Source organism: uncultured Methanobrevibacter sp. (assembly GCF_947169325.1).
GTDB lineage: Archaea > Methanobacteriota > Methanobacteria > Methanobacteriales > Methanobacteriaceae > Methanocatella.
In genome coordinates, this window is record NZ_CAMVPN010000064.1 from 1 (window position 1) to 15,091 (window position 15,091).

General features: G+C 35.9%; 12 protein-coding genes. 5 read left to right on the forward strand and 7 right to left on the reverse strand.

Translation table 11 applies throughout. The features are described from left to right. Both Q0W26_RS08875 and Q0W26_RS08880 read right to left on the reverse strand, forming a co-directional pair. A partial coding sequence (locus tag Q0W26_RS08875; RefSeq protein WP_298524087.1) for a collagen binding domain-containing protein occupies nt 1-3,871 on the reverse strand: 3,871 nt, incomplete at its 3' end. A gap of 186 nt (nt 3,872-4,057) precedes the next feature. Continuing rightward, the gene (locus Q0W26_RS08880; RefSeq protein WP_298524090.1) at nt 4,058-4,780 is read right to left on the reverse strand and encodes a hypothetical protein; all 723 of its coding nucleotides are present in this window, start codon (nt 4,778-4,780) and stop codon (nt 4,058-4,060) included. 170 nt (nt 4,781-4,950) lie between these two features. On the opposite strand from Q0W26_RS08880, the gene Q0W26_RS08885 reads away from it, so the two are divergent. From Q0W26_RS08885 to Q0W26_RS08900, 4 genes are all read left to right on the forward strand, one after another. After that, nucleotides 4,951-5,673 (forward strand): alpha/beta hydrolase, encoded by a 723-nt coding sequence (locus Q0W26_RS08885; RefSeq protein WP_298524094.1) that lies wholly within the window; start codon nt 4,951-4,953, stop codon nt 5,671-5,673. A gap of 67 nt (nt 5,674-5,740) precedes the next feature. Then, a complete protein-coding gene (locus tag Q0W26_RS08890) occupies nt 5,741-7,600 on the forward strand; it encodes a sensor histidine kinase (protein WP_298524097.1) in 1,860 nt (619 codons plus the stop codon). Between the two features lie 681 nt (nt 7,601-8,281). Then, nucleotides 8,282-9,370: a tyrosine-type recombinase/integrase gene (locus tag Q0W26_RS08895; protein ID WP_298524099.1), complete on the forward strand. Its 1,089-nt coding sequence runs from the start codon at nt 8,282-8,284 to the stop codon at nt 9,368-9,370. Nucleotides 9,371-9,447: 77 nt separating this feature from the next. Beyond that, nucleotides 9,448-10,398 carry a hypothetical protein gene (locus Q0W26_RS08900; RefSeq protein ID WP_298524102.1) on the forward strand — a complete coding sequence of 317 codons (951 nt, stop codon included), beginning with the start codon at nt 9,448-9,450 and terminating at the stop codon, nt 10,396-10,398. Nucleotides 10,399-11,102: 704 nt separating this feature from the next. Here the strand turns inward: Q0W26_RS08900 and Q0W26_RS08905 are convergent. From Q0W26_RS08905 to Q0W26_RS08920, 4 genes are all read right to left on the reverse strand, one after another. Further along, nucleotides 11,103-11,237: a hypothetical protein gene (locus tag Q0W26_RS08905; RefSeq protein ID WP_298524105.1), complete on the reverse strand. Its 135-nt coding sequence runs from the start codon at nt 11,235-11,237 to the stop codon at nt 11,103-11,105. Between the two features lie 4 nt (nt 11,238-11,241). Beyond that, nucleotides 11,242-11,994 (reverse strand): DNA polymerase beta superfamily protein, encoded by a 753-nt coding sequence (locus Q0W26_RS08910; protein WP_298524107.1) that lies wholly within the window; start codon nt 11,992-11,994, stop codon nt 11,242-11,244. Then, entirely contained in the window at nt 11,991-12,488 is a 498-nt protein-coding gene (locus tag Q0W26_RS08915; RefSeq protein WP_298524110.1) for an HNH endonuclease signature motif containing protein, read from the reverse strand. The genes Q0W26_RS08910 and Q0W26_RS08915 overlap by 4 nt, the downstream gene beginning before the upstream one ends. Nucleotides 12,489-12,577: 89 nt before the next feature. Beyond that, on the reverse strand, nt 12,578-12,916 hold the full coding sequence (locus Q0W26_RS08920) for a hypothetical protein (protein WP_298524113.1): 339 nt from the start codon (nt 12,914-12,916) through the stop codon (nt 12,578-12,580). A 711-nt stretch (nt 12,917-13,627) separates the two neighbouring features. Here Q0W26_RS08920 and Q0W26_RS08925 point away from each other — a divergent pair. Then, nucleotides 13,628-14,656 carry a hypothetical protein gene (locus Q0W26_RS08925; protein ID WP_298524116.1) on the forward strand — a complete coding sequence of 343 codons (1,029 nt, stop codon included), beginning with the start codon at nt 13,628-13,630 and terminating at the stop codon, nt 14,654-14,656. Nucleotides 14,657-14,721: 65 nt separating this feature from the next. Here Q0W26_RS08925 and Q0W26_RS08930 read toward each other — a convergent pair. Then, on the reverse strand, nt 14,722-15,091 hold a 370-nt coding region (locus Q0W26_RS08930), incomplete at its 5' end, for a manganese efflux pump MntP family protein (RefSeq protein ID WP_298524118.1).

The following is a 15,091-nucleotide window of genomic DNA, read 5'->3' on the forward strand; positions in this document are numbered from 1 at the left end:
ATTCAACGTAAACTTTGTCTCCTGCGTAGGATATTTCTGCTGTGTAGTTTCCAGGCAGGGAGTCGATTGTTAATGTTGCTTTACCGTCATTGTCAGTGGTTACGGTGTGTTTTTTACCATCCAATGCTATTGATACGTTGGTTGATTTCATTGCGTTTCCTTTGCGGTCTTTTAATGTTATTATTAAATCTGTTGGTTCATCGTAGATGTAGCTGATGTCTGAAGTTGTCAAATTGGTTACTACTTTACCGATTTCAATGTTTGAAACGGCTGATGATTCAACGTAAACTTTGTCTCCTGCGTAGGATATTTCTGCTGTGTAGTTTCCAGGTAAAGAGTCGATTGTTAATGTTGCTTTACCGTCATTGTCAGTGGTTACGGTGTGGTTTTTACCGTCTAATCTGATTAATACATCTGTACCATTTAGGGCATTTCCTTTGCGGTCATTTAATGTTATGATCAAATCTGTTGGTTCATCGTAGATGTAGCTTACGTCTGCAGTGGTCAGATTGGTTGTGACTTTATCAATAGTTATGTTTGCTACTGCAGATGATTCCACATAAACGTTATCTCCCAAATAGAATATTTCAGCTGTGTAGTTTCCAGGAAGAACGTCAAGAGTTAAGTTAGCTTTGCTGTCATTGTTAATGGTTACAGTATGATTGACTCCATCTAAGGTAATCAGTACCTCTTTTCCTGTTAATGCATTTCCTCTCTCGTCATTCAATGTCACAATCAAATCAACAGGCTCATCGTAAATGAAGCTGACATCAGAAGTGGTCAAATTGGTTATGATCTTATCGATTTCAATGTTTGAGATGTAAGTTGATGGCACATAAACAAGGTCTCCTGCATATGATATTTCTGCAGTGTAGTTGCCCGGAAGTGAATCGACAGTCAGATTGGCTTTACCGTCATTATCAGTTGTTACTGTGTGATTTTCACCGTCCAAGGAAATGATAATGTCCTTGCCGATTAAAGCAGTGCCGTTATTGTCGGTTAATGTAATGAACAATATTGATTCATCACCATAAGTTACAGTGATGTCATTTGAAGTCAATTCGGTTACAATCTTATTTACAATGACTTTGGCGCTGGCGTGTGCGGATAAATAAACGTCATCCCCGACATATGCTATTTCTGCAGTGTAGTTGCCCGGAAGCAAATCGATTGTCAGATTGGCCTGTCCGTTCTTATCAGTTTCAACAATATGTTCAGTGCCGTTTAAAACAATTGAAACGTTTTTGCCTTCAAGAGCAGTGCCGTTTGAATCCTTTAAAGTTATATGTAAAACATCACTTGAATTGTAGGTTTTATTCACGTCTGAAGTTTCAATGTCTGTCTTGGTTCCGACTTTAACTGTAAATGTTTTGTAGTATACTTCTCCAATCAATTTTTTATCGACATACTGTCCGTTGTTGTATGTCACTAAAACTGTATGGTCTCCGTCTGAGAGGTTTGCAATGGTAGTGCTCATTTTTCCATTTTCAACCAAATAGGAGATTGGTGCGTTTTCATCAACGGAAATGTTCACGTATGCTTGTGAGCTTGCCGGAGCGGTGAATGTGATGTTAGCATCAGATCCGGTTTCCACTTCAGCAGAAACGTTTGCTGTGATGTTTTGTGAGTTTTCGATAACGTATACTTCATAAATAAGGTGGTATCCTCCGTCAGTATAGTTGAATTCGAGATAATACTTGTTCAATCCGATATTGGTGTTTGAAAGCATCACTGATGAAGAACCGTTTATTATGTCGCTTGAAGCAATAAGGTTTCCTTTTGCGCCGTCATGATATTCGTATACCTTGAAAGCGCCGTTAATCCACTCGTCTGTGAGTATTTTGATTGTGAAGTTTTCTTCGTTGCTTGCAAATTCAGGAGCTTTTATTATTGGTGAGACAATACCTGCCTGACCGGTCAACTTAATATTTTTTAATATTGCATATTCGTCATATCCGATGATTTTAGCATCCCTTCTGACCTGTGAACCTGCCCATACATATACTTCACTAAAGTTCTTTTCGATTGCATCGTCCATTGCCTTTTCAATCAATGGCCATAATCTTTCAGCATGATCTTTATATTCAACAAAACCGCCGAAATAATGTAATTTGTCTTCATTGAATCCTAATTCCTGACCTATGGTATATGCTTGGCTATGTTGGGCATTGCTCCAGATTACCCAATCGTAATCCTCAATCTGAAGTATGTCGAGTTTGTCAGGTGTATATGCATCTTTTAAGTAATTAACGTCAATTATCATTTGTGGAACAGTGCCTGTATCAATAACACTTGGCAGATAGAATAATACCATATATAATCCGTCAGCATATTTGCTGCTTTTAACAACATCATGTAAAGCATCACTATATTTCACCAATTGCTGATTTAACCAACTTATAGCAGTTTTATTATAATATTTATAAGTCATATAAGGCATACTGACTCCATCATGTTCTGCCCTATATTTGGCTTGAGTAAATTCGTCATAGAAATAAGGTTTATCATCCCACCACCACCAAGTCTCACCCATCTGTAGGATAGGTCTCATACCGTTTGCTACAACAATATCCAAACATGATTCGCTTACATTTTGCATATATGAAACAACTTCATCATTACATGGAGTAAATAAAAATGTTGAAGGTTGCCAAGTAGTCATTGCAAACTCTCCATTAGTAAAAGCTTGCCTCCAAGTTTTAGGGGATTGGAGATTCTCCATGGAAACACTTATGATGAGATTTTCAACGCCATTATTTTTTAATTCACGTGAATAGCAATCCAACCATGCCATAAATGCTTTGTTTAAAGGAACGGTTTTATTCAGGACCATCATTTCAGTTCTGTTATGGTTAAAGCCCATTTCAGTAATCACATCACCGACAATTCCGCTTTTTTCATAATAATATGATGCTCCAATGTACAGGTCAACCCATTCAGCATAACCTAATTTTCTCATTTCTTTTGCAAGCCTGTATGGATTAATGTTATATGAGTCGTCATATCCTTCACAGATGCGATATTGATGAGGTGCTAATTGAGGTTGTTCATCGCATATTTCACCATTGGTCACGGTAATGTTGGATATTTTGCATCTGAAATCGGTGTTTTCAATGATAGTGTAATTTGCACCATTGTAACTAGTTGGTATTATTGTAAACAAAATTAATTTCAAGTCAGATACATCTATTTTTGTTTCAGTTGATACTTTTACTGCCTGGCCATTCCTATAGAAAGTGGAATTGACAGGTAGTGTTAAGTTATTGAAATTCAGGGTTACATGGTTGTTTTTAATGAATCTGTTAATCTCAAGATAATATGTTTCACCTGCATTTGATTCTATTGTAAAGGAACAGTTCAAGAAATCCTTACATCCAGTCATATTATAGTCAAATTCCAATACCACATCAGTATAATCGCTGCGTTCCCCGTAACTGATGTATGGATGTTCAAGTATGTCCTTTGAGTACCAGTACATTCCAATGAGGTCGTTTGTAGTACGGAATGTACCTGTAACTGTCAAATCATTGTATGATTCGCTTGTAATTGCAGCACTAGCTTCGAAATTATTTACTATTGTCCAGCAATCTCCACGGAAGAGATAATATTTGCCATCATATGATGTTGCATTGCCATACTCTGCACTGCCGCTGTCTGTTGCTTCCAGCAGTTCTTGCCCCATATTGGATAATGTTTCGTTTTCATCTGCGTTCATATAAAAATCATCTTCATTTAAATGTATTCCTTCTAAATCGCCATCCGAATCACTGGCCGAAACCGTATCCTGAGTTGCATTGTCCGCTGCGCTTACAGCACCGACCGTCAGGATTGCCAGCATGATGGCCACCATTAATATCCTATAAACTTTCACATTAACAACCTCATATATTAATCATTAATATGTATTTAGTTCAACAGTTATTAAACTATCTAAAAGGCTGTGGTTTTGCTTTTTAAAAAAAGATGTCTCATTCATTAGTGTGAAAGTGCATTTTTTCAATATGAAATTGTAAAAAAATTAAAAAAAGAAGAAAAAAATGGAGATTCATTCACAAAATCAATAAATTGGTAATGAGTCAATTGTCCTGACAAGGTCATTTGCAGTCTGCATTTTCTTCTTTTGGCTGTCCTTTTGAGGGGTTTCAAAGAGAATTACTGTGTGGTCCTTTTTCTCAATAGGTATTGTCACCCATTCAGGTGATGTTCCTGCATTGATTGTGAATATTGGATAGCTTAGGTTGTTGCTTATCCTGAATGCATACTCGTTTTCAAGATCGGACTTGTTGTCAATGACTCCTACATATTCCTGCTCTTCCCAGTAGCTTTCCATTTCATGAACGTCAATGACGAGATACGGGTCGTAGTTTTCAATGTCCGGAACTACATATTCATGTGCGAGAAGCTCTCCCATGTGTCTGTTGGTGTTATAATCGCTGATGTTCATTCGGCTGTCCTTGAAATTTAGCTTGATGAAGTATACGATGTATTTTCTGTTTAAGCTGTTGTCTTTGGTAAACTTCATTATTGTCTCATTTGTAGCATTGTGAATTCCGCTTTCAAGGCTGTGAACGCCCAATATCACTATTGCAGTATCAGTTGATGAATTGTTGCCGCAGGTAATCTTGTATACTGTACCGTTAGAGTTTTTTCCTATAATTTCAGTATATTCATCAAGAACGGGAGTGTCATCTTGTTCTCCATGATGATAATAAGTTGTTATTCCTGCAAAAACAATCAGTAAAATGAATATCGCTAATAAAATTTTAACTATTCTTTTCATTATATCTTATCTTATTTTTATTTTTTAAGGTATATAAAGGTTTTAAGGTATTATTCAGTTTTTTCCTATCCATGAAATTAAAACGAAATTATTTATATATAAAGATGACATAAATATTATACAAAAATTAGTTTACTTGAAGACTATTTTAAAATTTAACAGGTAAAATCATGGATCCGAAAATCAAGAAAGCAATCATAGTGGCAGTCGTTTTATTTCTCATATTCTTCTTTGGCGGTTTTTACGTATATTCCCAATTTTATTATCATGCCGAAACGACTGCAACAGATTATCTGAACGGAACCGATGACGTCAACGTCAGCAGGGTAAGCAACGGACTCTTTTTGGATGGTAATGGAAACGACTCCGCCATCATATTCTATCCGGGAGCAAAAGTGGAATACACATCATATCTTCCGCTCTTCATGGATGTGGCCAGTCAGGGCGTTGACTGCTATCTGGTTGAAATGCCATTCAACCTAGCATTTCTTGGAAGAAACAGTGCAGATACAATCATAGATAATTCAAGCTACAATCATTACTTCTTAGCAGGCCATTCACTGGGAGGAGCCATGGCGGGAGCATATGTAAACGGCACAGACAAGAACATTACCGGTCTGATATATCTCTCAGGCCATATGCCTAATGAGTTGCATGTGCCAGTCTTGTCAATCAGAGGAACAAATGACGGAGTCATCAATCTGACAGGTTACATGGAAGCCAAATCAATGGTAAAAGACAATTTCACAGAAGTTATTATCAATGGCGGAAACCATGCGCAATTCGGAAATTACGGAAACCAATCAGGTGACGGCAATGCAACCATAACTGCAGAAAGCCAGCAGAACCAAACTGCCGATGCAATACTTAAATTCATTGACTATTATACCTAATATTCAAATATGATTAATAATAAATAGTTTAATATATTTATTTGAATTTATATAATTTGGTGTAGCAATGAGGGTAGAAAGGCAATACAGACGTTTTGAAGGAATTGAGGAAATCCGAATTTTCAATGCAAGAAAAAATGACTTTTACAAACCTGCTCCCAAGGAGTTTGACATTGGAGATGTTCCCCTCAAGGGACTGATAAGCAATATTCCAGTGGAAATCCACTCCATTATTCCAAATGATGAAGGAAATGATTTCATCATTCAAAGCGTTGCACAATTCGCCCTCGACAAATATGGTGGATCTCCAGATGATGCGAAAGGAAGGCTTTTAAGCAAACTGTCCCCATCATTTTATGACCTCCTTCATGATGATTTAATGGAGGTCTACAAAACCCACAAAGTCAAAAAGTTAAGATTTGCTTACTACAACGGCAAAAAGCTTTCAAAACTCAGCAACGTCAAAATAATCTATGAGCAGGGAAGAATTTTTATAGTTTCCAACAATATCGATGCCAAAATCAGCAATCGTGCTGATATGGAATACCGCAACTATGATGAATACAAAAACAACCTGATTGAAAACATTTCACAGACTGGAACATATTATAAAATCAATGGAAAATATATCTGGTCTCAGGGAATATTCAACATCATCAACCGTGCAAAAGTGGAATCCGATGACTATTACAACATAGTCTTTGATTTGGCGATTGATGAAGACCAGCACATTGTCAATAAGATTTTTGACATTACCAACAAGGAAACCGCCCAGTGCGATGAAATCATCAGAATCAAGACTGCTGACGGTGTTTTGAAAACTATAAACGTTAATGTCTATTCTTATTTTGATGAAAGCGGCATCATCATCCGCCAGGGAATGATAATCGACATTACTCCATTTCCAAGTACAGACAAACCTGTCGATTTCCTGTTGGATGGCTTTAAAAACAGCAAGAAGATTGCATTATTGATTGAGCCATTGAATAAAAAACAGTATAAGTTCTCAAAAGGATTCTATTATCTCATTGAAAAGGATTATGGGGAATATGTCCATTCATCAGCTGTTTTAAATGATATTGTCGAGAAGGAAACTGCCCAGAGGATTAAAAGATTAGTCAACGGTGAATTGGACCAGCTTGATGAAACATTCCATTACCGTGTAAACGGAGATCCCAAAAACATTAAGATTGTCGATTTGTATATCGAACGCTTCAAATATGGAAACACCATGCACAGCATAGGATTTCTGACAGACAGCACAGAAGAAATGCAAAAACAGGAAACGCTAACTCTATCCAATGACCACAGGCTGGTTCTGATTAAGGAAGTTCATCACAGGGTAAAGAACAACCTGCAGATTCTAAACAGCTTTTTAAACCTTGAAAAAAGGGCTTATAGAAATGATCCAAATACGATTATTGAACATATGCAGACACGTCTGACTTCACTTGCATTGCTTCACGAAAAGACATACCGCTCTGAGGATTTCAGAAACATAAACCTAAAGGATTACCTCATTGACCACGACAGACGCACAAGAAATGTGGTTGATTTTCCAAAACCTATCGAGTTTGAAACCCAAGTCGATGATGATTTGAACCTCACACTTGAAGTACTCACACCACTGCTTCTGATTATTGATGAAATCACCATAAATGCGGTTAAGCATGCATTCCCGGATAAGAGTTCCAACAACAAGATTACAAAGACAATAAGAAGAATCGACAGGAATACTGCTGAACTTATTATTAAGGACAATGGCGTCGGATTTGATGATGCTAACCAATTAACCAAAAATCTTGGATGCGAAATAATCAAAAGCCTGACCGGACAGCTGGGAGGTAAAATCACCCTTCTAAAGCTTGATAAAGGAACAGGATATAAGCTAATTTTCCCGATTGAAATGAAACATACAATCCAATGATAAATGATGATACTTAACCTGTATCTTCAAATTATCCTTCAGATATTTTAACTTAGACATTGAAAGACCAGGATTGTGGTGTTTTTATTTTAATATTCAATTTTCTATTCAGATTTAAGTCTTAATGCTGAATTAATAATAACTAGTATGTTTGAAAGTAGTAGTCTTTATATATAACTAGTATGATTGAAAATATTAGTCAATATGGGACTATTATACGATATTGATTGAAAATAGTATTGTTAACGATAAAATATATTAAAAGTATAGTTCTGAATATTTTTTCAAATGTAATCAAAAAATATTATATTCCATATGTAATCAAAAACCATTACATAATCAAAAAATATTATTATTATTGATCTGAAATAATGACTGATTCAACTTTGAAAAGCCGCTCACAATTTTTTCAGAATTAGTTAATACTTTTTTCATAATTTCTTATTACAAAACCAAAATCTTGTGAAATCACCATTTTGAAACCACTTGATGTATATGTGTTACTTCAATTACAACATTTCCGCGAAAAACTCCAAATTGACCAAATTTTATATATAAAGGAAACGTATATTTTATGTAATAATATACGTTAAAAAAGAAAAGATACGAAGTCTTTATATACTAAAAAATTCAATAGTATAACAAGGGTTTAGGTATAGATAATGCAGAGGGGAAATGCTTATGATTGAAGTAGATGAGCTATCTGACTATCTAGACGAATATTTGGAAGAAAAGCAAGAGGTAAAAAACTTAACTCAGGAAACCATCAAGAAACAGACATTTAACATTTCAAAATTTATAGAATATCTGGAATCAGAAGGAATAGATGAACTTAACAGCGACAATGTCAAAAAGCAACTCCGTCACTATCGTAGACATTGCCTTAAGCAGCGCGGAAACAAAAGGACAACCGTCAAGACATACATGATGAACATTCTGGAATTCATCAACTCTGAAGACGTTCAGGAAGAAATCCAGCATGATCCAATCAAAATGAAGGATATCATCGAAGTCAAGGCAGAAGATCCTGAAACCGCCAAGAAAAGAATTGAAAAGATAAGCCTTACATGGCAGCAAAGCGATTTTTTCCTGGATACAATCGAACAAAGCGGAAACAAAAGGGATTATGCCATTTGCAGGACATTCATCGACTCTGGAATGAGGCTCAAGGAACTTGTGCTACTGAACAAAAATGACATACAGGTTCCAATTGATGAAAACGGTTTTTATATAATGCCAAAAGACACCAACGAATACATAGACATCAATTTGCGTGCAGAAACCACAAAAGGAGAGCTTAAGGACAGAACAACCTTCATTACATACGATACTCTTGACAGTCTAAATGCCATGATGTATGACCGCATCACCAAACAGAGAAAGAACGTACATGACGTCTACAGGCCAGTGCTTCAAAGAAAAAAGGCTGATGAAGAAAAGACCCGTGAGGAACTCTTCACCAATATAAAAGGCCAGCGCATAGGAAAGCGTGCAGTTCAGGACCTAATCAAAAAACATGCACGTGAGTGCGACATGAGAATAGCGACTGAAGGAATCGACTGTCCGGTAAATTACTCCAAAAACGTCAGTGTTCACATTTTAAGGCACACTGCACTCTCCCATTATGCAGAAATACTTACTGTTGCTGAAGTGCAGTCAATAGCAGGACATTCAAATTCACAAACAACTGACAAATATATCCATATTGACCGTGAACAAATGAAACAAAAGTTAAAAATCAATAATATGAGGTCTAACAGTTTCATTTAAAAATAAATCAATTTAAATACTATATTAATCAAATATTCAATCATATGAAGTTGAATAAGAAAATTTTAATATTGATTATGTTCATAGGTGTAGTTTCATTGTTTGGAGCATATTCAGCATCAAATCTTGATGATATTGGATTTTTAGCTCCAAATGCCAATGAATCTGACTTCGGCTGCTGTTCAATTGTTCTTCAGGAGGACGGAAGCAATACTCTGATGTCCCATAGGCGTGATTCCAATCTGGATGCAGACATTCACATAGAAAATGTCGACTGGCATGGACATAAGGCCATCAAGCAATACAAGACCTCAAACGGCTATTTTTGTCATGTAATCATAACCAGTGACGGTTGGGTAATAGGCCAGGGTGGAATCGATGACGGTCCGGATAATGAATTGGTGGAAAATATCTCTGCAGAAATGATAACACCTGATGGAAGCATCTCCACTGCTGAATTGGAGAAGATTCAAAGCATTAAGAAACCTTTCGGCAGAGGTCATTTCATCATCAAGGCACCTAATGGAAACTACGGCTTTGCTACTGTTGATAAAGTCAAGACCGGTAAATTGGAGCCTGGACAATACATTTCACTTCCAAACAATTATTCACTATCAAGATCAGGCAACGTGACTCTCGGTTCAGGAGATAAGATTGAAGTAATGAACAACTTATCCAGAACTGATTTATATGGTGAAGGAAGACGTGAAATAGTCGTATATGACTTTTCAGTAGATGATAATCAGAATAAAACTGACATTTACGTTTCTAATGAAGATGGAGCTTATGTTGGCGTGAACAATACTGTTTTTATCGATAACATATATGTCAATGACAACTTAACAAGCGGTTCTGACATTCCAATCGCTCCTGCCTACAAGCAGATCGGCTCATTTACCTTTGGTGAGGACGGTGATTTGTTTTCAGGCATCTTTTCAATAATAAAAATTATAGTCTTTGTTGCAATAGCAGGAATATTAATTTTTATAATTATTAGATTCATTAATTACAGACGTAAATATTATTAAATTTCATGAAATTTAATAAAAAAGAGCAAATTTGAAGAAAATGGTCAATATCACTAGCTTGATATATATGGAGCTAGTGATTTATAGCATTTTCTTAATATTACTTGAGTATTAGTGGTAAAATATGTATTAATACTACTTTCTGTATATACAGAAATATGGTAAATATATACTTTTCATACATACAGAAATACAGATATAAACACTAATACTATAATTAATACAATACATATAATATGTAAATAGGTATTAATAGTAATTATAGATAATATAGTTAAATGCCTATAATCACCATTACTACTATAATATATATTAATACATAAATAAGGATTATAACCGGAAATACTATGCCGACTTACATAATATTACACTAACAGGAATTTCACTAAAAATAATCCATTTACTGCTTTTGATTTGAAAAATAAGCACAAATTGAACTTATTTACTACATTATCATCATTAACATCATAGCATATTATAATATAGGTAGTTTTGAATTAATGCTGATGAAATCACACTCTCACAATCCCTGAATTTTATAAGATTTATTAAATTTTAGAAAAATTATGAAAATTAATAAATTTCGGGATTGACATTACCATCCAGGATTTTCAAAACTGACCTAAGTTAACTGCTACATATATATGGAATGGTTTAAGTAAGTGAGTTTCTCTAACTTAATGCTGAATGGTAATGTGAAATGCTCACGTATCGAAGTGAAATGATACAAACTCAGCGAAATTATACTTATCGACAAAGATTCCGCCATCAAAAACAAGAACCTGTTCCATCTCCATTACGAGAAATGTCATCTCGGCAATCTTTGCAAAATCAAGCACATTATCACCTCACAATCAGGAGCAATTCCCTGAACCTTGCATCATAGGAATCAAAATCTTTAATGCAATGGGATTTGGAATTTCTCATTGCTGCAAATGAGCTCAGGATATAGTTGTTCAGCTTGAAATTTGTATTCTCGCTGATGTCTGCTGAATATTTCAAATAATCAACAAGATTAATGACAGCGAGCTTGTTATCCTCTGAAATTTTTGCATGCTCATGGTCGAGAAGCTCCTGAATTGACAGTGGAGGATAGATTCCATCATCAAGGATATTCCATGAGAGAATGCATCTTATCACATAGAGATACTTTTTGACCTTGCTGTCCTGGTATTTAAGGCCGCAGTAGCGTTTCCAGTGGCTTTTGGCCATGCTTAAGTAATAATTTTTAAGAACATCCTTATCAAAATCGCCCAAATCCTTAAAGATTTCAGCAATTCCCCGGTCAATGTAAACCTGATTTGAAATCAGCCATTCCCTCAGACTCGGATTGTTCTTATAGTGAAGCTCCAATGCCTTTTTGATGTCCCAACCGACAAGATCTATATCATCACCGCTGTATTCAATAACGTCCTGCGTATCCTTAAGTGACAGGTAATCGCTCACATTAACGTTTTTGTATATGAAACGAACGTCATAATCTGATTTCTCATTAGCAAATCCCCACACCCTGCTTCCGGCTTCGCATGCGTATAATATTTCAATTCCTTCAATTTCTTCTATCTCTTCCAGTACATGAATAATCTGTTTTTTCATTGATAATCCCCCAATACTTCCATTTCAAGCTGCATCTTATCAAGATATTGCCAGTAATCTGTTCCAAGGTTTCCTGTCAGATATATCGGATTCAATCTTTTTGATTTTCTTTTTCTTCTTTTACGTTTCTTTTTGGTCTTCTTAGCTTCTTCAGGCTTTTTGGTGAAGTCATTGATTCTGATTTTAGAGTAGTTCGGATGCGGCTCATACTCCTTAAGGGAATATTTGACATTATTTTTCTTCTTTTTCTTTCTCAGTGCAAACTTTTTCCTTTGAAAATTGGTCTGTTTCTTGTTTTGGCAGAATTCCTCAAACGTTTCCCTGTTTATCGGAAAGTAGTTCCCGTGGTATCTGTCATGGCATGGAGCGCAGAGTATTGCACCGTTATCTACATCATAGAATATTTTGTCATGAGAATGGCATGGGATAATGTGATGCGGACCCAGATTCTTTTTAGAGCCGCAGGCTGCGCAGCGGTCATATCTTTCAAACAACTTGTTTTTCCACTTATGAAACTTCCGCCCGTAATATGCGGTTCCTGGAAATATTTTTGAAATCTGCCTTTTTGAAATATTTACATCCCCTAAAGTGTCGAATTAACTGAAAGATATATAAACGAATACTTTTCAGGCCAGATTAACCCTGCCAGAATTAATATCACCAAAATGGCTATTGAAATCAAAAGCATTTTTCGCTCAAATGTTAATCCGTTGGCGTATTTTTGATTTTCTTCCAGATTTTTTAGGTTAATTAAATCCTCATCGAAATCAAACTCCTCAAAGCGATACTGATTGGGATAGGCATTTTCAATTTTTTGCTTTTCTTTAAGTGATGCTATTCCAAATTTTACATTTTTGTTTTTGTCGAACACTACAAAGTAATCCTCCTTTGATATATGACTCTCTTTTTGTGTGTATTGCATCTAAATCACCTCATTTAATGAAAAACTTTATAAGTTATTAAAATATAACTATTATTAATTTTATTAAAACGACTGTTTTGATAAAAGGGGGTAATGAATCTAGGACGGGTAAAAACAGACGGCGAGAGTATAACTCTCTAAACATCCCATCCATCATTGATTCATTACCTGTTTGCTTATTATTTAGTTCGACTGCACATATACAAAGCCATCACAAATATCAATCCAAGATCGATATTTATTTTGAGTATTAATTCCAATAGCATTTTTCTCTAACCTCATAAATTGATACAGAGGCCTTTAACAAGCAAATACCAATAACCGCCGGCCTGTCTGTTTTTAAGAAAATTGGAAAATTGTCTTCAAACAACTTTTTTTACCGGACTTTGGAATATTATTTTTTCCAATAAAAGAAACGACTTCCGCCATTTCTTGAATAACCTATTAGTAACCCATTTTATTTAAAATAAGAGGTTTTAAATGGGAACAATTTTACATGCTCAAAGCAATTTTACACGATGGGACAACTTTTGCCCCAAATTCGAAAAAAACAATTTTAACCTAATGTCATCAAAAAAAGAAGGATATGTGAAATTTTATCTGCTCATTATTTAAATCTTAGAATAGATATAAATAGTAAATCGATACAAATATAATAACATAACAAAATGTTATCTATTTTATTAGAAATTATTAAATAAAGAGGATTTTATGGATTTTAAAAAGATTATATTAATATTCACTATGATGGTGCTGTTCTGCTGTCTTATAACAGTAAGCGCATCACAAACCCAAAATGCTTATGATCTTGAAAGCATTCTGGCAAATTACAATGAATCTGATATGATTGGATGCTGTTCCATTGCCCTCCAGCAGGATGGAAACAACAGTATCATGGCATTCAGAAGAGACTCTGATTCAGCGGCAGACATATATATCGAAAAGATCAACTGGCACGGAAAGGATGCCATAAGACAGTACAAGACAACCAACGGATATTTCTGCCAAGTCATCATAACCAGCGATGGATGGACCATCGGTTACGGTGGAATAGATGATGGGGTCGACAACGAAAGAATCGAAAACATTACCGGCAAGGCTCTTGAAAACAACACCGGCACTATCCCTGAAAGCCTTTTGAGTGAAGTTTCACAAATCAAGGCGGCCTACGGATTGGGGCACATGCTCATCAAAGCTCCTAACGGTGATTATGGTGTTGCAACAGCAAACAATTACTTTACCGGAAAGCTGAACAACAACGAATACATTTCTGTACCTAACAAGGACGGTTTCATTAGAACAGGCAGCCTTGATGCAAATACCTCCGATAAGGTTTCAAGCATGATAAGCCTTGAGCAGTCAGACGGTTTCGGACTTACCAGAAGGGACGTCACAACATTCGTGTTCACCTGTGAAAACGACACAGGCAACGTCACCAAGGTTTACCTCTCCAATGACGACGGTGCCGTTTGGGGAATGGGCACAGCAGGTCTTGTGGATAACGTGAACTTTTTAGGAAACGTCACTCAGGCCGGAGACATTCCGATTGCGCCTAGCTACAAGTATCTTGGAAACGTCACATTCGAGAAGAACGAAACAGCTTCCGGCTCCCCAGCGAATGACATAATCTTCAATATGGTGCTGTATTCAGTCATATTGATTGTCATTGTGGTGATTGCATTTATCGCATACCATGTCGTCAGGGTGCTCCGGTACAGAAACAGATACAACAGACGCTGAAACTTAAAATTATTTCAATCGTTGTTAACGATTGAAATCAATCTCTTTTTTTTTAAAAAAATAACTTAAAATCCTAAAAGAATTTTAAATCCGATTAAAATAAGGATGACACCACCTAGGATTTGGAACCTGTTGCCAACATAGTCACCTATCTTTTTTCCGATGAATATTCCAACAATGCTGAATGCAAATGCGACTATTCCAATTATTGCTGCTGATATCCATAGCGGATCTTTAATGAGAGCTATTGTGATACCGACTGCAAAGGCGTCTATGCTTGTTGCTATCGCCAGAAGGGTCACTTCCTTAAATGAAAAGTTATCAGCAAGCTCCTCATCATCATTCTTAAGGCTTTCCCTTATCATGTTAAGTCCGATTGCCAAAAGAAGTATGAATCCTACGACTGAGGCGAGGGATGCGATGAATGAGGATATG

Excerpts from the sequence above, each read along its gene's own strand:
- Q0W26_RS08880 (WP_298524090.1), bottom strand. The coding sequence starts at position 4,780 with ATGAAAAGAATAGTTAAAATTTTATTAGCGATATTCATTTTACTGATT.
- Q0W26_RS08885 (WP_298524094.1), top strand. The coding sequence starts at position 4,951 with ATGGATCCGAAAATCAAGAAAGCAATCATAGTGGCAGTCGTTTTATTT.
- Q0W26_RS08890 (WP_298524097.1), top strand. The coding sequence starts at position 5,741 with ATGAGGGTAGAAAGGCAATACAGACGTTTTGAAGGAATTGAGGAAATC.
- Q0W26_RS08895 (WP_298524099.1), top strand. The coding sequence starts at position 8,282 with ATGATTGAAGTAGATGAGCTATCTGACTATCTAGACGAATATTTGGAA.
- Q0W26_RS08900 (WP_298524102.1), top strand. The coding sequence starts at position 9,448 with ATGTTCATAGGTGTAGTTTCATTGTTTGGAGCATATTCAGCATCAAAT.
- Q0W26_RS08910 (WP_298524107.1), bottom strand. The coding sequence starts at position 11,994 with ATGAAAAAACAGATTATTCATGTACTGGAAGAGATAGAAGAAATTGAA.
- Q0W26_RS08920 (WP_298524113.1), bottom strand. The coding sequence starts at position 12,916 with ATGCAATACACACAAAAAGAGAGTCATATATCAAAGGAGGATTACTTT.
- Q0W26_RS08925 (WP_298524116.1), top strand. The coding sequence starts at position 13,628 with ATGGATTTTAAAAAGATTATATTAATATTCACTATGATGGTGCTGTTC.